The 22,083-nt window shown below is 50.6% G+C and carries 19 protein-coding genes and 1 pseudogene; 5 read left to right on the forward strand and 15 right to left on the reverse strand.

Annotated features, from left to right (window positions below):
* Window positions 1–41: 41 nt before the first annotated feature.
* Entirely contained in the window at window positions 42–851 is an 810-nt protein-coding gene (locus O9139_RS31270; protein WP_270885654.1) for an MBL fold metallo-hydrolase, read from the forward strand.
* Window positions 852–925: 74 nt separating this feature from the next.
* On the opposite strand, the gene O9139_RS31275 is transcribed toward O9139_RS31270, so the two are convergent.
* The 3 genes from O9139_RS31275 to O9139_RS31285 are packed head-to-tail and all read right to left on the reverse strand — an operon-like array spanning window position 926 to window position 3,345.
* A complete protein-coding gene (locus O9139_RS31275) occupies window positions 926–1,138 on the reverse strand; it encodes a twin-arginine translocase TatA/TatE family subunit (protein ID WP_270885655.1) in 213 nt (70 codons plus the stop codon).
* A gap of 19 nt (window positions 1,139–1,157) precedes the next feature.
* Complete coding sequence (locus tag O9139_RS31280; protein ID WP_270885656.1) at window positions 1,158–1,718, reverse strand: RidA family protein; 561 nt, start codon at window positions 1,716–1,718, stop codon at window positions 1,158–1,160.
* A gap of 19 nt (window positions 1,719–1,737) precedes the next feature.
* Window positions 1,738–3,345 carry a flavin monoamine oxidase family protein gene (locus tag O9139_RS31285; RefSeq protein ID WP_270885657.1) on the reverse strand — a complete coding sequence of 536 codons (1,608 nt, stop codon included), beginning with the start codon at window positions 3,343–3,345 and terminating at the stop codon, window positions 1,738–1,740.
* Between the two features lie 217 nt (window positions 3,346–3,562).
* Here O9139_RS31285 and O9139_RS31290 point away from each other — a divergent pair, with 217 nt between their 5' ends.
* The 3 genes from O9139_RS31290 (at window position 3,563) to O9139_RS31300 (ending at window position 5,540) form a co-directional block, all read left to right on the forward strand.
* On the forward strand, window positions 3,563–3,796 hold the full coding sequence (locus tag O9139_RS31290) for a MerR family transcriptional regulator (RefSeq protein WP_270885658.1): 234 nt from the start codon (window positions 3,563–3,565) through the stop codon (window positions 3,794–3,796).
* Window positions 3,797–3,812: 16 nt separating this feature from the next.
* Window positions 3,813–4,559, forward strand: coding sequence for a twin-arginine translocase subunit TatC (tatC, locus tag O9139_RS31295; protein WP_270885659.1), 747 nt, complete (start codon window positions 3,813–3,815; stop codon window positions 4,557–4,559).
* Window positions 4,560–4,652: 93 nt separating this feature from the next.
* A complete protein-coding gene (locus O9139_RS31300; RefSeq protein WP_270885660.1) occupies window positions 4,653–5,540 on the forward strand; it encodes a LysR family transcriptional regulator in 888 nt (295 codons plus the stop codon).
* A gap of 102 nt (window positions 5,541–5,642) precedes the next feature.
* Here O9139_RS31300 and O9139_RS31305 read toward each other — a convergent pair whose 3' ends face one another.
* The 10 genes from O9139_RS31305 to O9139_RS31350 all read right to left on the reverse strand — a co-directional run bounded on the left by O9139_RS31305 (window position 5,643) and on the right by O9139_RS31350 (window position 20,042).
* Window positions 5,643–9,308 carry a polysaccharide lyase family 8 super-sandwich domain-containing protein gene (locus O9139_RS31305; RefSeq protein ID WP_270885710.1) on the reverse strand — a complete coding sequence of 1,222 codons (3,666 nt, stop codon included), beginning with the start codon at window positions 9,306–9,308 and terminating at the stop codon, window positions 5,643–5,645.
* Window positions 9,309–9,468: 160 nt separating this feature from the next.
* Window positions 9,469–10,695: an alpha-L-fucosidase gene (locus tag O9139_RS31310; RefSeq protein ID WP_270885661.1), complete on the reverse strand. Its 1,227-nt coding sequence runs from the start codon at window positions 10,693–10,695 to the stop codon at window positions 9,469–9,471.
* A gap of 21 nt (window positions 10,696–10,716) precedes the next feature.
* The gene (locus tag O9139_RS31315) at window positions 10,717–12,252 is read right to left on the reverse strand and encodes an extracellular solute-binding protein (RefSeq protein WP_270885662.1); all 1,536 of its coding nucleotides are present in this window, start codon (window positions 12,250–12,252) and stop codon (window positions 10,717–10,719) included.
* Between the two features lie 34 nt (window positions 12,253–12,286).
* The gene (locus O9139_RS31320; RefSeq protein WP_270885663.1) at window positions 12,287–13,165 is read right to left on the reverse strand and encodes a carbohydrate ABC transporter permease; all 879 of its coding nucleotides are present in this window, start codon (window positions 13,163–13,165) and stop codon (window positions 12,287–12,289) included.
* Window position 13,166: 1 nt separating this feature from the next.
* Entirely contained in the window at window positions 13,167–14,153 is a 987-nt protein-coding gene (locus O9139_RS31325; protein WP_377525532.1) for an ABC transporter permease, read from the reverse strand.
* A gap of 205 nt (window positions 14,154–14,358) precedes the next feature.
* Window positions 14,359–16,680, reverse strand: coding sequence for an AraC family transcriptional regulator (locus O9139_RS31330; protein ID WP_270885664.1), 2,322 nt, complete (start codon window positions 16,678–16,680; stop codon window positions 14,359–14,361).
* A 131-nt stretch (window positions 16,681–16,811) separates the two neighbouring features.
* A complete protein-coding gene (locus O9139_RS31335; protein ID WP_270885665.1) occupies window positions 16,812–17,489 on the reverse strand; it encodes a TerC family protein in 678 nt (225 codons plus the stop codon).
* 146 nt (window positions 17,490–17,635) lie between these two features.
* A complete protein-coding gene (rbsK, locus tag O9139_RS31340) occupies window positions 17,636–18,535 on the reverse strand; it encodes a ribokinase (protein WP_270885666.1) in 900 nt (299 codons plus the stop codon).
* A gap of 56 nt (window positions 18,536–18,591) precedes the next feature.
* Window positions 18,592–19,758, reverse strand: coding sequence for an iron-containing alcohol dehydrogenase (locus O9139_RS31345; protein WP_270885667.1), 1,167 nt, complete (start codon window positions 19,756–19,758; stop codon window positions 18,592–18,594).
* Between the two features lie 155 nt (window positions 19,759–19,913).
* Window positions 19,914–20,042: a hypothetical protein gene (locus O9139_RS31350; RefSeq protein WP_270885668.1), complete on the reverse strand. Its 129-nt coding sequence runs from the start codon at window positions 20,040–20,042 to the stop codon at window positions 19,914–19,916.
* 136 nt (window positions 20,043–20,178) lie between these two features.
* On the opposite strand from O9139_RS31350, the gene O9139_RS31355 reads away from it, so the two are divergent.
* Window positions 20,179–20,517, forward strand: a complete 339-nt coding sequence (locus tag O9139_RS31355; protein WP_270885669.1) for a L,D-transpeptidase — start codon at window positions 20,179–20,181, stop codon at window positions 20,515–20,517.
* 46 nt (window positions 20,518–20,563) lie between these two features.
* Here O9139_RS31355 and O9139_RS31360 read toward each other — a convergent pair whose 3' ends face one another.
* Together O9139_RS31360 and O9139_RS31365 are read right to left on the reverse strand one after the other, a co-directional pair.
* Complete coding sequence (locus tag O9139_RS31360) at window positions 20,564–20,836, reverse strand: DUF6171 family protein (RefSeq protein ID WP_270885670.1); 273 nt, start codon at window positions 20,834–20,836, stop codon at window positions 20,564–20,566.
* Window positions 20,833–21,935 (reverse strand): annotated as a pseudogene (locus tag O9139_RS31365) (alpha-N-arabinofuranosidase). The gene O9139_RS31360 and the pseudogene O9139_RS31365 overlap by 4 nt, the downstream one beginning before the upstream one ends.
* Between the last annotated feature and the right edge of the window lie 148 nt (window positions 21,936–22,083).

Raw genomic sequence — 22,083 nt, forward strand, 5'->3', positions numbered from 1 at the left:
ATGATTTTGATATTCAACTTTATAAAAGGAGGCTGTACAACATGCACATTCATTTTCTGGGCACGGCTGCTTTCGAAGGGATTCCCTCCCTCTTCTGCGAATGCCGCACATGCGCGCAAGCCCGTGAACGAGGCGGCCGTAACATTCGTTCCCGCACCTCGGTTCTGATTGACGGAGAGCTTAAGGTCGATTTTCCGCCGGATACGTTTTATCATTCGCTGCAATACGGAATCACGCTGAACGCAATCAAAGATTTGCTGATCACTCATGCTCACTCCGATCATTTGTATGCCGAGGACATGGTGATCCGGGCCGCAGGCTATGCACAATACGGTGGTCAACCTATCCATGTGTATGCGCATGATTTACCAATTCGCCTCAGCACCCATGCACTGATTGGGGAAAAGCACGACTACCGCTTCCATCGCGTGCTCCCTTTCGAGCCCATGCAGACGCAAACGGCGACAATCGTGCCTCTGCTGGCAGCTCATGATCCCCAGGAAACATGCCTGCTCTATCTGATCGAAAAAGATGGCAAAACCGTGCTGTACGGCAACGATAGCGGCTGGTTCCCGGAGCAAACGTGGCGCTACCTAAACGATGTGAAGCTGGATGCAGCTATCCTGGAATGCACCGTAGGCCGAAGTTCGCACCGGAGCAGCCATATGAACATTGACGCCGTACTCGAAACCAAAGCCTGGATGACAGAGCACACTGTCCTCAAGCCGAACGCTCCCGTCATTGTGACGCATTTCTCGCATAATGCACACTTGCTTCACGAGGAGCTGGTTGAGATCTTTCAGCCCAACGGCATTCAGGTCGCTTACGACGGACTCATCGTTACGATTTAATGCACCCAATATGAAAAGGGCTGGCAATCAGAGACATCCCTCTGACCACTAGCCCTTCCCCCTACACCCCTCCATTACGCCTTCGCCTTCTCCATCAGCGGCTCGGCCGGCTCTTTACTGTCCGGCTGTTCGCCTTTTTCGGCAACCAGATCTCTTGCCGAATTTTTGAACTCATGCAGCGTGCGTCCGACCGCACGCCCAAGCTCAGGCAGCTTGGAAGGGCCAAAGAGCACCAGCACTACAAAGAGAATAAGCATCAGTCCAGGAAAGCCGATATTTTGAAGCATGTATCATCACTCCATTTCTTTAGTCTTGGTTATGGTGTTTCGGGTAAACCGCTACCGCCTCGATCTCGATCAGCCAATCAGCGTTAACCAGACCAGCAACGCCCACTGTCGACCGCGCCGGTTTCACAGGATTCGCCTCCGTGCCGAAAAATTGGGCGTAAGCGTCAAACCAGCCTTGATAATCAAATTTATTATCTTTACTCGGATCAGCTATCAAATACACGCGCAAATAGGTGACATCCGCAAGGGTCAATCCTTTTTCCTTCAACTGGCTTTCAATCGATTTCAAAATGCCTATGCCCTGTGTCTTCGTATCGCCATACCGTTCGTACACGGTTTTGCCTTCCTTGTTGAGCACGGGAGGGGTCGTGCCGCTCGTAAATAGATAGGACGAGCCGGACGGTACGGATACACCGCTAGAAATCGAAGATGCCGGACTTCCATAAAATTCCACTTCATTGATCGGCTCTGCCGAATATTTGTTGGATTTCTCCGCATCGTCCGCATAAGCACTGGCAGCAATTAGGCTGGAACCTACGACAGCTGCAGCGATCAGCTTCATTTTTTTCGTTATCATCATTGGGATCGCTCCTTCTCCTCTATTCCTTCATCACGCGCTCGTGCAGTTCCGTCACGACTTTCCGCGCCGACTCGATCGCACCGGCCTGCCAAGCCGTAATGTAGCTGATATGCTCCCCAGCCAAGTAAATGCGGCCATCCGGCTTGCACAGGGTCGGATAGTACGTCTTGCGATCATCTGCCGTATAGGCGACCCAGCCGCCAAGATTATATTTGATCTTTTTCCAATCCACGGAGAACGAAGCTTCAAATTCTTTGAAATATTGCGGATGAATCTTAGCCCCTTGGCTAAGGGCGTAATCCTCGCGCTGGGCAACCGTCATTTTACCGAGCTTATCGGCATTGGCGCCGAAGGCATAATACCCGAGCAGCAGCCCTTTTTTGGCAAAGTAGTCAGTCGGCGGGTAATAAATGCTGGAAATATCCATATTCGTCAAGGTGTTGCCGCCAAAAATATGCTCATCCTCTTCCCAGAACCTGCGCTTGAATTGCAGTCCGATTTTGCCGGCAGAAGCATAGCTGATTTTGGAAATCGCCGTCGCCATCTCAGCGGAGAAGTTCGCCTTAATCTCTTTTAGCACCGATAACGGGATCGTGCAGATGCAATAATCGCCAGTAACTTCTTTCAGCGCCCCGCTGTTCAAATCTTTATACTTGACACGAACGCCGTCGGTAGACTGAATGATCTCCTGCACCTCTGCGTGGAATTGGATGCGGTCGCTGACTTTTTTCTCAAATGCCTTGGCAATCATATCCATGCCGCCTACCGGGTGGAACATCATCATTTGTTGATCATACGAATATTCGCTGCTAAAAAACTGCCCAAAACCGGAATTAATGATCGCTTTCAAGCTAAACGGATCTTTTCGTACACCGGCATCCAGTTTGCCGCCGGGCTCTTCGATATATCCGGCTCTTTCCGAGCCTTTATAGAACAAATCCGCGTTCAAATCCCCTTCCGACTTCAAAAAAGCAACCAGTTTCGCCTTCTCCTCCGAAGTTAACGGAAGGTCAAGCGCTTTTTGATTGACGGCTTTCGCCAGCATCTCGGAAACATAGCCTTTCACGTCCGCTTTCGCTTGACGCTTCGGCACTTTGACGCCCGAGAGCTCCCCGACATTTTCGTTATAGTAATAGCCGCTTTCATTCACATTGTTGAACGGTTCGATAGCAACGCCGAATTTGCGGGCATATTCCAAAGTGACATGGAATTGCGGGATCCGCATCGGCCCAGCATTAAAATAAAGGCCGTTATCAAAGCGGGCTACCTGCTTCACGCCGCCGATTTCGGTGACCGTTGTGCCCCGGCGGACCGTCCAAGCTCGCCCTCCGGCACGCGCTCTGGCTTCCAGAATCGTGCAGTCATACCCGGCACCGCCCAGCTCATACGCTGCCGTCATGCCGGCAATTCCGGCGCCAAGAATGATAATCTTTTTACCGCTGCGGCCTGATAAAGTCAGATCACCGCCTGAAGGTGGCGTGTATGCTGCAGCCTTCATCGTTTCCGGAGAAAGCAAGCCCAGAGTGCCCATGACACTGAACAGCGCAGCCGATCCCCCGATTTTGCCGACAGTCGTTAGAAACTGCCTGCGCGTTATTTGCTCTTCTCTTATCAGTGTGTTCTCCATGCTCTCATCTCCCTGGTCAAGTTTGGCGAAGCTTTACCCTAAACTTACCAACCCGAGATGCATTCGTCTATATTATGTGTAAGACTATATAACATAAATTATACTTATATTAAGATTGAAATCGTTTATTTGAACAATTCGGACGTCAATGCTACAATCATTATATTGTCAATGTCATAATTATGTTATATTACCTTACATATCTGGAGGTGGGATGATGTCAATTACGACGAAAAAAGTGATTCAGATCGGGGTGGTTAGTGAGCTTACCGGGTTAACCGAGCGGCAAATCCGCTACTACGAGGACAGGAAGTTGATTTTTCCGGACCGAAGTAAAGGACGCGTGCGCAAATATTCATTTGAAGATATCCAAAAAATTATGGACATTCACACGAAATTGACTGATGGATATCAGACTGTTGAACTGAAACGCATGTTAGCCGGAACATGAAAGAGGGGGAATTCTTATGCCCAAATATGACGCAATGACGGTCGTTGAACATTTATCCGAACTGCGCACGAGGATCATCCGCATACTCATTGTGCTCATGCTCGCCATGATTGCCGGATTCTTCCTTGCCCAGCGCATCCTGATTTATTTCAAAACGGTACCACCGGCTTCCGTAATCGCCTGGCATGCTTTTTCACCCATGGACGGCCTGCGTATTTATATGATGCTTGCTTTTGTCATCGCCTTGGCTTGCACATTGCCATTCATCCTGTACCAACTGTGGGGATTCGTCAAGAACGGATTGACGCCCGATGAACAACGTGCCGCACTCACCTATATCCCGTATACGTTTCTTTGTTTCATTATCGGATTAAGCTTTGCCTACTTCGTTGTTTTCCCGATGTGCATGAAATTTACGACCGGCATCTCCGATCGCTTGGGGCTAGTTCCAACCTATGGCGTTGCCCAGTATTTCGGCTTCATGCTGAACATCATCCTGCCCTTATCGTTGGCTTTCGAGCTGCCGATCATCGTTATGTTCCTCACCAAGCTGCGGCTGCTCAATCCGCTCCTGCTCCACAAATTCCGCAGATATGCCTACCTGGTGCTCGTCATCACAGCCAGCCTCATCTCCCCGCCAGACCTCGTGTCGCATCTGATGGTGGCTATCCCCATGTTCGGTTTATATGAGATCAGCGTCGTCTTATCACGCGTCGTCCATCGCCAGCAGCTGCAAAAAGCCCACCTGACAGCACTGATTTAGGGCTTCCCACTCATTTTAAGCTGGGAATATTTGCTGTATATTGACTACAATGCCACAAGCTATTCATGACTGGTAACAGGGGGAGACGCGTGCATGCGCATTGAACAGTTGCTGTACATCGTTGAAATCAGTCAAACCGGGTCGATCTCCTTAGCAGCCGAAAGGCTGCACGTATCCCAGCCCAACATCAGTCAAGCCATTGTCAGTCTTGAGGAAGAATTGGGCGTCAAGCTGTTCAAACGCTCGCGATTTGGCGCAACGCCGACGGAGGACGGCAGCTTGATTATTCAGAAAGCCGAGGAGATTCTGAACAAGCTCGAAGAGCTGAAGGAAACGGCCAGCCTGAATGCCTCGCAGCTGTCAGGTCCGCTCTCGATCGCCTCCGACCCGAGCTTATGCCTGAGCGTGCTGCCTTCCGCTCTTGCCATATTTAATGCCAACTGCCCTTGCGTCGAGCTGGAATTGATGGAAATGGATTTCCCGCAAATTCGCCAGGAGGTGCTCGGCGGCAAAGTCGATATCGGACTGGTTGGCGTGCCCCGGCATTACCAAGAATTGAGCGGACAGCTTGCGATGGAGCCCTTATTCGAAAGCCGTCTGATGGCCTGCGTCGGGAAGGATTCCGAGTTTGCCGACCGTGGCTCCATCACCTTCGAAGAGCTCGTCCATCACCCCCTGCTCGTGAATTCCGAGCCAATCATCCAGACGCTGCACAAATACGGCAGCCCGAACATTTTATTTAAGCTGGGCAATTCTGAAGCCGCCAAGCGAGTCATTTCTGAAGGCATTGCCATCGGCTTTTACACGGAAATCGGGCTGAAATACGACCCCTATGTGATGACGGGCAGCATGATTCCGCTTGAAATTGCAGGCAACGACGTTGATGTCATCTTCTGTTCACTCCGCCTGAAAACTCGCCACCACACCTTACCCGGCAAAGAGTTTATGAAGGAGCTCAAAGCTGTAATCAACGATCTGTAAGCCGAAGCGCCTGCCTCCACAAAACGCTCTCCTTCGCAATAAAGACCCTGCCTCAGTCCTAATCGGACAAAGGCAGGGTCATTACATTGGCAAGCCGTCAAATTAAGAAGTGATAAGCGCTAATGCTTTCAAAAACTGCTCAGCAAAAGCAGCATCTATCTTTTTGCCTGCTTGCGCCTGAATTTCATTTTCCAAGGCGTTTAGTACGTTCTGGCCGGGCTTATCGCCCGCATGATTTTGCACATTGGCGATTTTCGCCAAGAGGCTGTTCACGCCCTGCTGCTGAATCCAGCCTTGCTGATAAGCGTAATTGACGGCCTCGGCCAGATGGGCAATGTCCATTTGGACCTGCAATGCATAAGAAGCGGTCGATTCATTTCCCGCTCCATCCGTCGCTTTGACCTGAACCTCATGTTGACCGACGCTAAGCGATAAAGGCTGGATCGTATAAGGATTGCTTATAGCTGTTCCATCCAGCGTGACGGATTGATTGGCTATGCCGCTCACGGGATCAGAAATAGCGAATTGCAGGCTGCTGCTGTCCGTCCAATAGACGTTCATCGTAACCGTAGGCGCTATGGAAGGACCAGCTGTATCCTTTTTGAACGTAACCGTGTGCGTTGTGCCGATGGAGCCTGCAACTTGCACTTCAAGCTTGAGCGTCGGCATCGTTTGCAGTACATGAACCGTACTATCCCCGTGGTCAAGCGTTAAACCAGGCTTATTGAGTTCCAACACGATCGCGCTCTGCTTTTGTGTAGGGTCAGAAACGGCTACTGATAGTTCGTCACTCGTTTCTTTCACCATCACGGAAGACGGATTGTACGCTGTAATGAAATCCGCTGAACCCGGGTTCCAGAAATTGGCAGCGGTAATGCCCAGCTTTTTCTCTTTGATCGCATGCACATCCACCGTATTGCTCACAATGACCACATCAGGCGACTGGCTGTAAAGCGCCGTAGCCGCCCGATCTTTGTGCGGCAGCATCACATAAGCATAAGAGGCGTTAGATGGCGTTGCTCCATGCTCGAAGGCTAAGCTGACATAATTCCGGGTCACAGGAGTCGACGGTTGACCGCTGTTGATGTCACTCCAACTGCCGGTTCTTGCTTCGCGCAGCCCATACAGGCTGGATGGCTGTGGAAAATAGTAGCCGATGTCAGTCCCAGGTGCATTCCCCGCCAAATGAGCCCACTGGACATTGTCCATCGTCTCCGACCAGCCCAGCTGACTCGGTTTGGCACTGCCGTTCACAGTCAATTCGTTCGTTCCCGCATCGTTAATCTTACGGTTGTCCACGATCGTCTCTACGGATTGCGGGCCCGCTTTTTGGCTGGAGATGCCTGCGCCCAGTGCGACAATTTCATCATCGAACATAAACCACGACTTTTTGCCCTGAAGGTCGCTCCCCGTTACTTTGTCGAGTGAAAAGTCCATTCCGGCCGCACCATACTGCCCGTCAAGCGTCGTCCCGCCCACCCAATTTTTCGTGTTCATATAGGAAGTCCATTCCCCAGGCGTTACGCCTTTGCCGGAGCCGTTGGTTGTCGTGCCCGGCAGGCGGAAAGCATCGACAGTCGGCCAAAAATCTTTGCGGTACTGCGTCAGATCCTGATCGTACAAATAAGTCATGCCGATCCCGGTGTACCAGCCTTTCAAGTTTTCGTTGTTGCCTTTTTCAAAGGCTGAAATCCGATCGGAGAACAAGCTGACGGCGAATCCGAATCCATCGCGCAGGTGAACGATTCTGTCCATGCCGGCGAACACTTGATTTTTAACCAACTCAGCTCTTGGTGATATTGCCGGGTCGTTCATAACCGCCTTGACGAGCGTTAATTCGTAAATCGGCAGTCCCTCGACATAATTAGCGTAAGTTGTATCCGCCAACATCCAGGCTTTCGCCATCTGTTTAATGGATAGCGCCACATCGCTAGGCGCTCCTTCTGCCAGGCGGAGAAGCGTCGTGATCGTACTTCGCGCACTGCCCGTCACTTGCCGGGAGATCCCCCTGCCGTTGACCATATCCATGAACAGTCCTTTGTAAATGACAGGCTCAAACGTATCCGACACCCATTTATATACATTGTTCACATTCGGATCTGTCACTGGCCATGGGGAGCCGTTCAATAAGTATGTCATATCGGCCGCCCTGCTCAGCCAAACAGCCCCGTACCCAGCCGTATAGGCAATATTGCTATGCTGTACGAGCGAGCCATCGCGATAAACACCGTCACCGTGATCGGTATAAATAAATTCCGGCCCAATGGGGTCACGGCCTTGAACAATTTTCGCACTATTTTTTCCGATAACGCCTCTCATGGTCACTACCAGCGCTTTATCAAGCAGATTGGCTCCCGTCTCGACAACGTTGTTGAGCGTCCGCTTCTTCGGATCCGGAACAAATCGGTCGACAGCCTTAAGGTTGTTCGCTAACTGCTCAGGAGTCAGGTCATCGTACATGAGCACCAGGATGTCATTTAACGCTTGCGGAGTGCCAATTTCCCAATCCCACCAGTTGTCATACTCGGCTTTGGCTTCGTTATAGCGATTGGCATACATCCAATCCAGAGCGCCCTTAATATCATCCCGCAGAGCCGAGTTCCTGTATAAACTGGAGCCTGGCAGCAAATAAGCGAGTGCCATCGACTTCAGCCTGCCGTAGGCGGTCGTCATTTGCGCCGAAACGGTCGTACTCGTCAGATCGCTCCATAAAAATGTCCGGTTGCCCGCTTTATTGAGCGTATCCCAGAATCCGGTGGCGTTGACGTTCGTGACACTATTTACCATATTGACCAAATTAGCTGCAATATCGGAATCAGCCGCATCGTAGCGATCCCCGCCAGTTAATTTACTGTACCATTTCAAACGGAGCTGGTCGTACGCCTGAAACGTTGCCGCCGACTCGACGTTCACCAGGCATTGCGCCTTGATCGAGCCATCCGTTGTTGCCACTGTAATCGTCGTGGAGCCAATGCCGACACTGGCTACAACCCCTGCCCCGTCGACCGTAGCCACGCTAGGATTACTGGAATTCCAGACGACCGTTTTGTCGGCTGCTTGGGCAGGCGTGAACACCGGTGTCAACGTGAGCGAAGTATCTTTAGCCATGGACACAGCCGTCGAATTCAACGAGATTCCGGTTAGCCCGTTGTATTCCTCCAGACTGATATCGTCAAACCAAACTTTACCTTTCCCCGTCTCTAAAAAAGGTTCTATCACCAGCTTGGTCACCCCCGCCGGAATCGTCATAAACACCTGCTGCATCGTCCAATCGTTCGTTCCCAGTAATTTGGCGGATGCCGGACCGTCCCCCACCTTGCTTGTGTTATAATACTGCGTTCGAAAATAGGCGCCTGTTCCTGTCACATTGTCCGTCTTGACCCATACTTTCAGCCTGTAGGACTTGCCTGGTACGACTGACAGCACGCTTTGGTTTACGGATACTCGGCTTGTGGCGAAGGCGTCAAACAGGATCGAGCTGTTTCCTTCATGATAAACCGTATAGTCCAAAGACACATTCACGGTCTTGTTCGGTGCCTTGCCGCTGCCGGTTGGAATCCATAATCCCCACCCGCTCGGGGCCGGCGTCGTTACTCCGCTCCAATTGGCATCGAGTGTGGTTGTCGTCTGCTCAAAGCCACCGTTAGTCATCAGATTCACAGCAGCCGCCTCCGCCCTATTGGTTGCGCTTACATAAAACGGCGGCGATGCAGGAACCAAACTTAACAGCAAATTCGCCAGCACCAGCATACTTACTTTCTTGTTCATCCTCACATGAAATCCATCCTTTCATTTGGGAAGTTGGGAAGCACTTGTCTGATACGAATTCATCATAGTTAGTCAACCATAAGGACGACAATACCCAATTCTTGCAAAAGGCATGAACAAGAATTGGGTATTTCGCTTGTTTAAAATAAATGCATGAAGCTTAATAAACGGCTATTGAGCGTATAATCGGTTGATCAAGGCTCGCGAGCACGCGAAACCTAATCTTCTTGGCCACGACCTGATCGAGGCGGTCGATCTTTTTATGACCGATTGCACTGCCGGCTGCGACCTGCACCCAGCTCCCTTGATGCTCTGCTTCAACCACATACTCGCGAACGCGTTCGCCATGTGCGATATCTTCCATAAGCACAATATGGTTTAGGCTCAACTCGGCTGCAAATTCCAGCTCCAGCATGTCCCCATGCCCCGAGGTGTATGCATGTGGCTGTCCCAATCTTCGCCGGATCTCCGCACCGAATTCCAGCACACGGCTGACATCCGCTTCTGGCAGAAGTCCGCGATCGTCCGGCGCCACATTGAGGAGCAGGTTGCACCCGTGTCCGACGGAACGATAGTAGATATCCATCAGCTCATCGAGCGAAAGTAAACGCGACACCTGATGCGGATGCCAGAACCACTGCTCCTTGCGGATCGGCACATCGCATTCAGCGGGCACCCAGGCGGAGGTGCCGGATAGCCAATCCAAGGTGTCATCGCTAAACATGCTCACCTTGGCGGTTTCAGCGGTGTTCCAGCACGGATACGGGGCAACACCGTCTTCGTTGCCGACCCAACGGATCGTCGGCGCCCCCATATTGAAGATCATCGCCTCCGGCTGATACTTCTTCACCAGGCTAATGATGGCTGGCCAATCATAGGCTCTGCCTTCCGAGCCCGCTCCGTCGAACCATACCTCGACCAGCGGACCATACCCCGTCAACAATTCTGACAATTGCCGGAGATAAAAGCGGTCATACGCCTCTTTATCCGCATAGCAAGGCTCGTGGCGATCCCATGGCGACAAGTAGATACCGAAGCCGATCCCCTCAGCCTGGCAGGCATCAGCGCACTCTCGAACCACATCCCCCTGTCCATCGTTCCACGGACTGGATTTCACCGAGTAGTCGGTCGTTGCTGTCGGCCATAAACAAAAACCGTCATGATGCTTCGCCGTCAAAATGAAATACTTGAAGCCTGCTTGCTTTGCCGTTCGCACCCACTCAAAGGCATCCAATGCAGTCGGGCGGAATAAGGACGGGGAATCCGTCCCCGCCCCCCACTCCTGATCGCAAAATGTATTGATCCCAAAGTGGCAAAACATCCCCATCTCCAAATCCTGCCAAGCGTACTGCTGCTTCGTCGGCCTCGCCAGCTTGATGGCATTCATCGTGATCTCATCACTCCAATGCTATTTCTTGATTTTCTCTTTGTACAAATCATTCGTTTCTTTCACATGCTGCTGGAAGCTCGGGTCAGCTTTATATTGCGCGACAAACTTATCCCAATCGTCAAGGGAGTTCTTACCGATGATCACGTTAACGAGCATGTCGTTAAGCTTTTTATCCCAGTCGGCGCCTTTTTCTTTATACGTAGCAGACTTGGCCAAGCCGTATGTCGGATCCGGAATGGAATTGATCGAATCGATTAATTTCTTATTCAGCTCCAGCACGTCATTCGGCATGCCCGGCACTTTAGCTCGTGTATATTTATCAAAATATCCCGTAACCCACTGTCCGGTTGTGTCGCCGGAGTACCCTTTTTTCTTTCCTTCCTCGGTTTGCTCCACACTGCCGTCAGACTTCACTTTAAAGTCAACGTCTTGCATGCCGTAAGTCGCCAGATTATACCCCTCAACAGAAGCTGTGTAATCGTAGACTTCGAGAATTTTTTTCAGCTTCGCTTCGTCAACCGTTTTCTTATTGATCAAAAACTGACCGTAATAACCGCTCGCCTGCTCGTAATACGCTTTGCCATCCGGCGCCTTCGGCAGCTCAAAGGCCATAAGGTTCGCTTGTGGATTCGTCTTTTGCAGCTCTACGTTGTACTTGTAGGCGTCATAAACGTTGGCGATCGCCGCCCCCGCTTTGCCTTGCACCAGCATATCCTTGAACTGTGCCGTCTTGATGACCGGGAAGTCCGGCAGAACGCCGCCCGCTTGGTACGTTTTATTCCAAAAAGCCAGCGATTCCCTTGCCTGCGCCGTCCACCAGTACGGGACTAAACTGCCGCCTTCTTCCTTCCATTTATTCCCTGTCCCGAACATCGTGAGCAAATAGCTGGCTGGTCCAGGCGAGCCTGCAAGCACAGCGCCATACGTGTCCGCTTTGCCGTTACCATCAGGATCTTTCTTGTTGAACGCTTCCAGGACCGCGAACAGTTCATCCATTGTTTTCGGCGGCTGCATGCCAAGCTTATCGAGCCAGTCCTTGCGCAGCAGCAGCGCTTCATGACCGTCCAGCGGTCTGACGCGAGGAAGCGAGTAGAGCTTCCCTTTCAGCGAAGCGTTGGCATACACATTCTCCGGATATTTCGCCAAATTCGGATAATTTTTAATATAAGGAGCCAGATCCCAGAATGCCCCTTGATCCACAGCATTCAAGAACGCAGGCGTGTAGTTAAAATCTTCCAGGAAGAGCACGTCCGGGATATCACGCGCTGCGAGCAGCGCATTCAGCTTTTCCGTAATTTGTGCGGACGGAATCCAGCTGAGCTTCAAATTTACGTTAAATTTTTCATTCAGCTTTTTCACCGCCTCAAGCTCACCGGTCGGTGCTGCCGCAAAGGCCAGCGTTGTGACCGAGATATCCGTCGGCGCTGCAGCTTTGCCGCTATTTCCGCCAGCTGCCGGTTTCGAGCCGTTCGCACTGCTGCCACATGCCGCCATCGTAGCCGTCATACCGGCTACCGTCATCAGAACTGTCATTTTCTTTACCATCGGATTCATGTCATGACCTCCCATAATCTATCATACATCAGATTTAGCCTTTCACAGAGCCGACCATCATACCTTTGACGAAATATTTTTGCAGGAATGGATACACAATAACGATCGGCAGCGAGGATACGACGACAGCAGCCATCTTGATCACCTCAGGCGGTACCGTCCGCTCGCTATCCAGCATTGCAGCGACGGATGGGTCAGCCATTTGCGTTGCGGAGATGAGCATCATCTGCAGCAGCACCTGCAGCGGTCTAAGCGCATCCGAATTGATGTAGAGGACACCGCTGAAATACGTATTCCAATAAGCAACGGCGTAAAATAAGCCGAAAGCTGCAAGTGCCGAGACCGAAACGGGCAGCATAATGCGAATGAACACGCCGACGTCCGAACAGCCGTCGATTTTGGCCGCCTCCTCCAATTCATCCGGAATTTCCTGGTAGAAATTGCGCATTAAAAACACATACCAGGCACTGGTTAAAGCCGGCAAAATCAGCGCCCAGACGGAATCCATCAGCCCCAGGCTGTCAACCAGCAAATAGTTCGGGATCATGCCCGGGTTGAACAGCATCGTCAGCAAAATGGTGATCAGGAAAAACTTCTTGCCTTTCAGCCTTTTGCGGGAAAGCACATACGCGAGCGCGCTAGTCACAATCAGCGAACAGACCGTTCCGAACACAGCAAGAAATCCGCTAACCCCCATCGCTTTCAAGAAAGCGTCAGTGGAGAAAATGTATTTGTACGCTGTGAGACTCCAATGTTCAGGAATCAAGAGTAGCGGTTTGGCTAAATATTCAGACGGATCGGTGAAGGAAATAATGACCACATAAATGAACGGAAGCAAGGTCACTAAGGCAAAAAGCGTCAACATCGCGTAGTTCAACGCATTAAACAATTTGGAGGCTAAGCTTGTTCGCATGCTAGTAAAGTCCCTCCTCTCCGAACTTTTTCGCCAAGCGGTTGGACATCACAACGAGAACCAGCCCGACTACGGACTTAAAGAGCCCGGCAACCGTCGCATAACTGAATCTTCCCTGCTGGATACCGACCCGGTAGGCATACGTATCAAAAACATCCGCCAGATGGGCCACAGGTCCGCTTGTCATCAGATAGATTTGCTCGAATCCGACATCCATCACTTGCCCCAGACGCAGAATAAGCAATACAATGATCGTGCTTCGAATCCCCGGAAGTGTCACATGCAGCATTTGCTTCCATCTGCTCGCACCGTCGATTTGCGCCGCCTCATAAAGCTCTGAATGGATACCTGCCAGCGCAGCGAGAAAAATAATTGTGCCCCAGCCGGCTTCCTTCCAGACGCTTTGTGCTGTCAACATGCCCCAGAACAAGTCCGGATTCGTCAGGAATTCAATTTTGCGGCCCCCGAACTCAACAATGAGCTGATTGATGACACCGCTGCCTTGCCCGAAGATTAGAAAACAAATACCGACGATGATCACCCACGATAAAAAGTGCGGTAAATAAATGACCGTTTGCACCAGCTTCTTAAATGCGAGCTTCCGTACCTCATTCAGCAGCAGTGCTACAATGATCGGAATCGGAAAGAAGAACACAATGTTCAGCAAGCTGATCGCCATCGTATTGCGGAACAGCAGCACAAAGTCGGGATTCGCGAAAAATTCGCGAAAATATTTGAACCCCACCCATTCGCTATCCCAAAACCCCAAATACGGCGAGTAATTTTTGAAGGCTAACAGCAGCCCCCACAGCGGAACATACTTGAAAATGAGAAAAAACATTAATCCCGGCGCAGCCATTAAATAAAGATATTTATCCCGTCTGAGCGCAACCGCCCATTCCTGTTTCCTGTCTGCCTGGAATGCGCGCACTTCTTTGGCCCCCTTTGCCGGCTCAACTTGCAGTCGTTCTACTCGGTTATGCAACAACGTCTTCACCTCGTTTCTGTAATTTGCATCGTGCTGCCTTGCACATTTCCGATGCTACATGAGCGGCATCCGCCAAACAATGACCAATTCTTGCGCCGGCTCCAGATCAGGACAAAAAAAGAGAAACCCTTATCAGAAAGGGCTTCTCTTTCGCTTCATTCTCATTTTTTAATGTGAAAAGCAGCAGGAAGACAAAAGATGAGCATTACATTTCACTTTCCGTTCCCCGGTACTGGCCCGGCGTGACGCCAACATGCTTTTTAAACACGCGAATGAAATTTTTCGTCTGATAACCGACACGCTCGGCAATTTCTGATACCGATTGATCGGTCGAACGCAGCAGCTCGATGGACTTCTCAATTCTGAATTTGGTCAAATATTCTATAAAGGAAACGTTCATCGTTTTTTTAAACAGCTTACTCAAATAATGCGGACTCAAGCCGCAAATTTGCGCACACTGGTCGAGCGACAGATCGAAGTGATAATTATCCTCCATATAGCGCACGACTTTCTGAATAAGCTGCTCATGCTCCTGGTTCTGTTTGCCATGCACATAGTCCACGATCGGCTGGACGAGCTGATCATGGATCCACCTATTTAATTCGACGACGGTATGGATCTGGCGAATTTGCGCATAGGGGTCCGCATCTGCTTCGCCGAATAAATGCTTATTATCCAGTCCTAATGCATATGCCGTTCGAAGGGCAGAGGTCAGCAGGCGATAATAGGACATATGAATCCATTCCGGTTTGCTTACTGTGTCTTTCATCGAATTAGCAAATTCATCCAACATCCGCTCCGCTTCGGTAAGATCGCCAATTTGCAGCGACTGCTCGAAATGGGCCTCGATTTCGATCGGATACCGGTAATGCAGATCAGCTTCACTGCTGCCGCCAGCGTACACAATGACTTGATTGCCACCGACAATCATCCTTGAACGCAAGGATAACGACGCCTCCTCGTAGAGCTCCGGCAGTTCCGCGATCCGGTCGCTTTGCCCGCTAAGACCGATTGTCACCGGAAAGCGCAAATAATCGGAGATCAACAACCGCAGCCGTTCAGCGAACGACTTGACGTCTGGCCTGCTTTCGTGGACGCTGCCCGTCTCGACATCGATGAACAACCATACCGCAATCTGATCATTCATCAGGTTGATAGCGATGCCGTCCAAGGCCTGCGAGCGCAGCAGGTCGCTAGTAATGTTTTTCACCGCAAAAACGATGAGTTCCCGATCGTGCTCCTGTTGAAAGCGTACGCCACCATCCGGCTGCGGATCGCTGGCAATGACAAAGACGTGATGCTCCCGGCTGGACGGCACGTCATACCTGCGCAGCATGTGCTCCAACTGCTCGCTGGTATAATGGACAAAGCGGCCCTGGAGCAGCTGCAGAGCAAAGATCTCGCGCATCAGCGGCATTTGATCGCTCAGCTGTTCCTGCAGCTGGTTCGCCGTGCTGCTCAGCTCAAGCCAACGCTTTCGAACGAAACCGACCTCGTCCGTTTCCAGCTCCACTGCTTGTCCGCCTTTGACCTGCGCGACCAAGTGTTTAATCGGCTGATAGACACGCCTTGTGCCCCATAGAGCGAACACGACACCCAGCATGAGGCAGCCGGCAAGGATGGCCAAGGTAATCAGTGCAATCCCCTTGGATTTGGCATTTAATTGACTTACAGGCACCATATCGATGTACTTCCATTTGTTGAAAGATGAAACTATGGGAGTCACCATGTATTCCGTTTCCTGATACGTGAAGGCAAAACGTTGATTTTTGCCCTGCTGCTCTGCCAAGCCGATCAGGCCGGGAGGAACTTGATCCCCGCCTGTCGAGGACACCAGCTCGCCTTGTTCGTTCAAAATGAAAATTTGCTCCCCTTTATAGCTGACAAACCGATCCATAATGCTCTTGAATAGCGAGGCGTCGATTCGTATCAGTAATAGCCCTACGGGCTTATTGGATAAAATCGGCGCTTTGCTAATAAAGGTGACACCTTGCGTCTTATAGGCAGGGATCGGAGCATATGGCCCTGTCATCCATTTCATTTGCTCCTCCGCATCCAGCTCCCGTTGCAGCGCTTCGCGCTCCGGGCTGCCCTCAATTCGCTGACCGCCAAAAAGCGGTGAGATTAAATATGCCTCTTCAGGCACATACATCGAGATATCGCTGACTTCCCGGTTGCTGCTTTGCAGCGCTGCCAATTCCCTCGAAATCCCAGAATAGAACCCTGTATAGTTGGTATTCTTCAAATCGGTTAAGTTCGAGCTAAAAAACGTGCCAAGCAGCATTTGAATCGCGTTGTTTTGAATTCGCTCCAACGACGCATCAATATTGGCAGATACATTGTTCAATATGCGCACGTTCGACTGATTAACTTCGCTCTGTACAGCGGAAGCCGAAAAGAAGTAGCTGCTGATGCCGACAGCCAGCACCGGTATCATAGCGGCAAATAAAGCTAAGGTTACCATATTGCGAAAAATTGTTTTGCGCAGGAAAAAGCGCTTCCATTTACTTTCAAGCATGATGCGCATTACGAACACCTCGTCCATGGAGTTGAATGCATTGTAATCTATTTTAGAGCGGTTTCGCAACACAAAAAACAACGGTTGAAAAGAAAAAAGGCATCTCTCCATCGTAAACACCGCCTGAAGAGAGCCTATTTTTATACAGCGCTATTTTGCTGCAGCGACGCCTTTTTCAATTTCGCTTGTATCCATCCCCCGGCGATAACCAACACTGCACCGCCAACAGCGGCGAGCCAAGCATACCCCTCTGGAATCAAATATTGCTCTACCAGCGCATCGCCGGCAAACATATCGCCTGCCGAGTAACCAAGGATGGCTGCACCAAGATATACCAAGACAGGAAATTTCGTTAACAGCTTGGACACCAGAGTACTGCCCCAAATAATAATCGGCATGCTCATGACGATTCCCAAAATCATCATCACCTGATTGTCCCCAGCCGCTGCGGCGATCGCCAGCACATTATCCAGGCTCATAATCAGATCAGCTACGATAATCGACCATATGGCCTGAAGCAGGGTCGTCGTCTTTTTCATCTGCGTCTCATCGCCGTCATCCACAAGCAGCTTGACCGCAATCCAGCATAGCAAAATAGCCCCAGCCGCTTCAATCAATGGAATCCGCAAAATGTAAGCCGCTGCTACAGTGAGGATCAGTCTAAGCACGATGGCCCCTAGCGTGCCGATCCATATCGCTTTCGAACGCTGATGCGGCGGCAAATTCCGGCTGGCTAACGCAATGACAACGGAATTATCGCCACTCAGCAAAATATTGATTAGCATGATCTGCAAAAATATAATTACACTTTCCATCATTCTCCCAAATCCTTAATGTAAAATTGTTATGCGAATCGCACATTGCTTAAAGCAGGATAGCACTGTTTCTCGCTAGGATCAAGACCGGAATCAGGATTGAACCTGACAATAAGCTTCTGCGCTTTCTCTGCGCATATTCATCAGCATCACTCTTCTACTGCCAGCTCGGATAAATAAGGAATGGAATGCTGTGCACCCAATCGGGTGACCGAGATCGACGAGGCATGCTGGGCGATATTCACCGCTTCATCGATCGTTTTGCCCGCGACGATCATCGCCGCCAGCGTACCGGAGAACGTATCTCCGGCAGCGGTCGTATCGATGGCGTTGACTTTACGGCCTTCGCGGTACACATTTTCCGTACCGTTGTAGTATACAATGCCTTTTTCACCTAATGTGATCAAGGGATAACGAATACCCTTGGCTCGCAACACGTCCAGCGCTGCGAAAGAATCTTCCACGCTCTTGATCTCGATGCCCGTATAAAGGCGGCACTCAATTTCATTCGGCGTAAAATAATCCAAGCCTTGCAAAATCTCATCGTCCAACGGAACGGCAGGCGCCGGATTCAAGAAAATCGGCACTTTACCTTTTGTTAATTGAATGGCCGCATAGACTGATTCACGGGGAATTTCCAGTTGCAGCATAATGGCTGAAGCGGAGAGAAGCTCATCTTCGTATTGATGAATGTATTCTGGTGTCACTAAGTTATTCGCACCGCCATCCAAAATGATGGCATTGTTCCCATTGCAGACTGTAATCGCGGCAACACCCGTCGTTATGTCAGGCTCAACCGTCATATAATCAGTGTTGACACCGAACTCCTTGAGGCTGCTGATTAACGATTGACCAAATATATCATCACCAACTTTTGCCACAAACCAGGTATCGGCCCCCATCTTTGCACTTGCCACCGCTTGGTTCGCTCCTTTGCCGCCAGCTGACAGTAAGAAGCCCTCGCCACGCATCGTCTCGCCCATTTCCGGAATACGAATCGTCCGCATGACCAAATCCATATTTGCACTGCCAATTACGATATTTTTCATAACTTTCCCCGCTTCTCACAAAAGTTCTATTTTCAGTCTGTATCTCGACCTACCTCTTACATGGAACGAATTAATATATCGCGAACGGTTTCAGGCGTCATCGGCTTGTAGGAACCGACTTTGTCCTTCATGAACGATTTTTGCACCAGCTCATCGAGACGAGATGAATCGATGCCGTAATCCTTGAGCCGGCTTGGTGCGCCTAGCTCGGTCCAGAACGTGCGCAGCGCAGCAGCCGATTCCCTGGCCAGCTCAAGATCGCTTTTCCCGGAAGGATCGAGGCCGAATACGTTTACGGCCAGCTTAGTCATCCGGGACGGATCCTCCTCGGCGCAATGCAGCATCCAGTTTGGGAACACGATCGCCAGCCCCCCGCCGTGCGGAATATCGTAGATCGCGGACAGTCCATGCTCGATCTGATGCGACGCCCAGTCGCCGCCGTCCGTCCCGCTGGACAGTAGTCCGTTGAACGCCATCGTGCCGGCGTACATGATCGTTTCGCGAAGCTTGAAGTTATGCAAATCCTTCACCAGCTTCGGCGCTGCTTCCATGATCGTCAAGAGGACCGACTCCATGAAGCGGTCGATCATCGGCGCATTTTCCGTACGGTGAAAATATTGCTCCAACACGTGCGACATCATATCGACAATGCCGTAAACGGTCTGATCCAGCGGCACCGAGAACGTGTACGCCGGATCCAGTATCGAGAACACAGGGTACGCGAGCGGACTTCCCCAGCCTCTTTTCTCATTCAGCTCCCAGTTGGTAATAACCGAGAGATTGTTCATTTCCGAGCCAGTGGCGGCAAGCGTAAGCACCGTGCCAAATGGCAGTGCTTTTTGCGCGGCAGCCTTTCTCGTGATGATGTCCCAAACGTCGCCATCATAATAAACGCCAATGGATATAGCTTTCACACAATCGATGACACTGCCACCGCCAACGGCGAGAATGAAATCGATATGCTTTTCCCGGCAAATTTCAATCCCTTTATGTACAGTGGTAAGCCGCGGATTCGGCTCCACACCGGATAGCTCAGTGACTTCCGCTTTCATCTGCGAGAGCTGCTCGCAAACCGCATCGTACACGCCGTTTTTCTTAATGCTGCCGCCGCCGTAGACAAGCAGGACACGCTTCCCTTCGGAGCCTAGATCTTGCTTTAACTTCTCAATTTGATCTTTGCCAAACCACAATCGTGTCGGATTATACTGCAAAAAAGCTTCCATAACCGTTTCTCCTTTGATGACTGAATTCTCACGTAGTATATCATAGGTACGGTTTATTTCCGAAGCGAGCGATCTTGCCCGCTTGTTAAAATACACCTTTGCGGTGGAGAACGGTCAAAATCCGATGAAAATCGTAGCTACCGCCATTCGGCGTGTCAACAAGCCCTTTTTCCACCGTTACTTGTACAGAAGCTTTGGCCCAGTCCGGCTGCGTACGTTCCACTGCCGCTAGCCGGTGCTTTCAATGCCGCCACTTCGGCTTGCAAATCGTCAATCGCCTGCAAGGCACTTACACCTCCTGATAGAGCCTATATTATTCAGTGGAAATGTTTGGACAAGAACTATGCTCCTGCAAAATGAGTAAATCGCTGACACGAGATCCCAGTTAAAGCGCATATGATATCCGGGGGTGATTCACCTATGCCGCAGTACCGCATTATCGTCGATCTTACAGATTTTCGGCTATATCTCCTAGACGTGAATAGAGTAATACGTGCTTTTCCCGTTGCAATTGGCAAAATGCTGACTAAAACTCCGACCGGTGAGTATTTCATCATTAACAAACAACCTAACCCGGGCGGTCCTTTTGGTGTATTATGGATGGGACTTAACAAGCCGCACTACGGCATCCATGGTACCAACGATCCCTCATCCATCGGTAAAAGCGTCTCGCACGGTTGCATCCGCATGTATAACGAGGACGTCTTGCAGCTGTCCGATTATGTCCCCATCCATACGCGTGTGACGATCCGTTCATAGACACATCAAAGACCCCTGCAAACTGCAGGGGTCGATTATATAGGGGCTATAGGGGCTTCCAGCGATTATTCCCCGGATGAGGACAACGCCGCTCCTTTAACTTCGCGGCAATACGAACGATACAACCGCATAGAGCGCATGTCGTTCCGCTCATAAGCTTGGCACAGCTTTTGCACGCTTCAAGCCGCCGATCATACTCAGCATCCGTAACACTATGCTCCTCCGATTGAAACATGGGGGATGCCAGCACGCGTGTGATCTGTTCTTCCGTTACTTCAAAGCGCCCCTGACAGCTTTTGCACTGGCGGTTTTCAATCATGCTGTTGCGATTTCGATCACCGTAACGGATTTAGGCGATAACCGAAGCTGTATAGAGTCACCTTCCCGGCTATAGGCCTTAAACTCACGTGGACAAACCACATCCGGCTGTTCAAATCTATTATGACCGTTCATAACAGCTGACGTTAATTCCGAGCCGTGGATATGGAACTCTTTTCCTAGTAATCCTCGAAGTTCGACGCGCACCTCTGCCTGCGAATGAGGATCGAGATTGCATAAGCTGATGTGAATCCGCCCTGCATCATCCTTCGATGCGGAAACAGACGTCATCTGCTGTTTTCGTCCGTTAAACTCATACCAATCGCCCTCTGTATGTGTGCTAAGCAAAGCCGCATCTTGATGCACTTTGAACATATCAAAGACATGGTAGGTAGCAGCATCCGCTCACCTTCTGTCAAAATGACGGATTGCAGCACGTTAACCACCTGTGCCATATTCGCCATCTCAACACGATCACAATGCTCGTGAAAAATATGAAAATGAATCCCCGCTGAAACCGCATCGCGCATTGTGTTCTGTTGATAGAGGAACCCGGGATTCGTGCCCGGCTCCACATCGTGCCAGGTGCCCCACTCATCCACGATTAGGCCAACTCTTTTTTCTGGATCATATTGATGCCAATCAGCCATCGGAGAAACCCCGTCAAAAGTCATATATTCTACCCATTCCGACATCTCCTGAACCGTACCGCTGCCTACATTCCCGCAAATATACGGCTCACACTCCAATAGCTCACATAGCAAGAGAAACTCATGCGTCCCGAAATGATTATTTTCCAATACTCCGCCCCAGTGCGTATTAATCTTTGTTTTGCGCGACTCTAGCGGTCCTACCCCATCCTTCCAATGGTACTCATCAGCAAAACATCCGCCTGGCCAGCGAAGCACCGGCACCCGTATTTGTTTGAGCGCAGCGAGTACATCGTTTCGGATGCCTCGCGTATTCGGGATAGGTGAATCCTCACCGACCCATATGCCTTCATAAATACAACGCCCTAAATGTTCAGAAAAATGCCCATAGATGTTCCGGTTAATTCTCCCTTTCTCTATGTTCGTTTGAATCGTTACATGAGTTGCCATCCACAATCTTGGCCCCTTCTTCTGCTCACGTCCCTTTATCACTACTATCCCGTTGACTCAGGAAAAACCTCTTCGCACTCTCCGAAAGCACCTCGCAGTCTGCACTCGGCTTCTACTCGCTCTTCATTGCACGATGCCGTACCCTATC

Origin of the sequence: Paenibacillus aestuarii (assembly GCF_027789125.1) — a bacterium.
Classification (GTDB): Bacteria; Bacillota; Bacilli; order Paenibacillales; family NBRC-103111; genus Paenibacillus_E; species Paenibacillus_E aestuarii.

What these genes read in the sequence shown, in the direction of transcription:
- O9139_RS31270 (WP_270885654.1), top strand. Translation starts at nt 42, where the DNA reads ATGCACATTCATTTTCTGGGCACGGCTGCTTTCGAAGGGATTCCCTCC.
- O9139_RS31275 (WP_270885655.1), bottom strand. Translation starts at nt 1,138, where the DNA reads ATGCTTCAAAATATCGGCTTTCCTGGACTGATGCTTATTCTCTTTGTA.
- O9139_RS31280 (WP_270885656.1), bottom strand. Translation starts at nt 1,718, where the DNA reads ATGATGATAACGAAAAAAATGAAGCTGATCGCTGCAGCTGTCGTAGGT.
- O9139_RS31285 (WP_270885657.1), bottom strand. Translation starts at nt 3,345, where the DNA reads ATGGAGAACACACTGATAAGAGAAGAGCAAATAACGCGCAGGCAGTTT.
- O9139_RS31290 (WP_270885658.1), top strand. Translation starts at nt 3,563, where the DNA reads ATGTCAATTACGACGAAAAAAGTGATTCAGATCGGGGTGGTTAGTGAG.
- tatC (WP_270885659.1), top strand. Translation starts at nt 3,813, where the DNA reads ATGCCCAAATATGACGCAATGACGGTCGTTGAACATTTATCCGAACTG.
- O9139_RS31300 (WP_270885660.1), top strand. Translation starts at nt 4,653, where the DNA reads ATGCGCATTGAACAGTTGCTGTACATCGTTGAAATCAGTCAAACCGGG.
- O9139_RS31305 (WP_270885710.1), bottom strand. Translation starts at nt 9,308, where the DNA reads ATGAACAAGAAAGTAAGTATGCTGGTGCTGGCGAATTTGCTGTTAAGT.
- O9139_RS31310 (WP_270885661.1), bottom strand. Translation starts at nt 10,695, where the DNA reads ATGAATGCCATCAAGCTGGCGAGGCCGACGAAGCAGCAGTACGCTTGG.
- O9139_RS31315 (WP_270885662.1), bottom strand. Translation starts at nt 12,252, where the DNA reads ATGAATCCGATGGTAAAGAAAATGACAGTTCTGATGACGGTAGCCGGT.
- O9139_RS31320 (WP_270885663.1), bottom strand. Translation starts at nt 13,165, where the DNA reads ATGCGAACAAGCTTAGCCTCCAAATTGTTTAATGCGTTGAACTACGCG.
- O9139_RS31330 (WP_270885664.1), bottom strand. Translation starts at nt 16,680, where the DNA reads ATGCGCATCATGCTTGAAAGTAAATGGAAGCGCTTTTTCCTGCGCAAA.
- O9139_RS31335 (WP_270885665.1), bottom strand. Translation starts at nt 17,489, where the DNA reads ATGATGGAAAGTGTAATTATATTTTTGCAGATCATGCTAATCAATATT.
- rbsK (WP_270885666.1), bottom strand. Translation starts at nt 18,535, where the DNA reads ATGAAAAATATCGTAATTGGCAGTGCAAATATGGATTTGGTCATGCGG.
- O9139_RS31345 (WP_270885667.1), bottom strand. Translation starts at nt 19,758, where the DNA reads ATGGAAGCTTTTTTGCAGTATAATCCGACACGATTGTGGTTTGGCAAA.
- O9139_RS31355 (WP_270885669.1), top strand. Translation starts at nt 20,179, where the DNA reads ATGCCGCAGTACCGCATTATCGTCGATCTTACAGATTTTCGGCTATAT.
- O9139_RS31360 (WP_270885670.1), bottom strand. Translation starts at nt 20,836, where the DNA reads ATGATTGAAAACCGCCAGTGCAAAAGCTGTCAGGGGCGCTTTGAAGTA.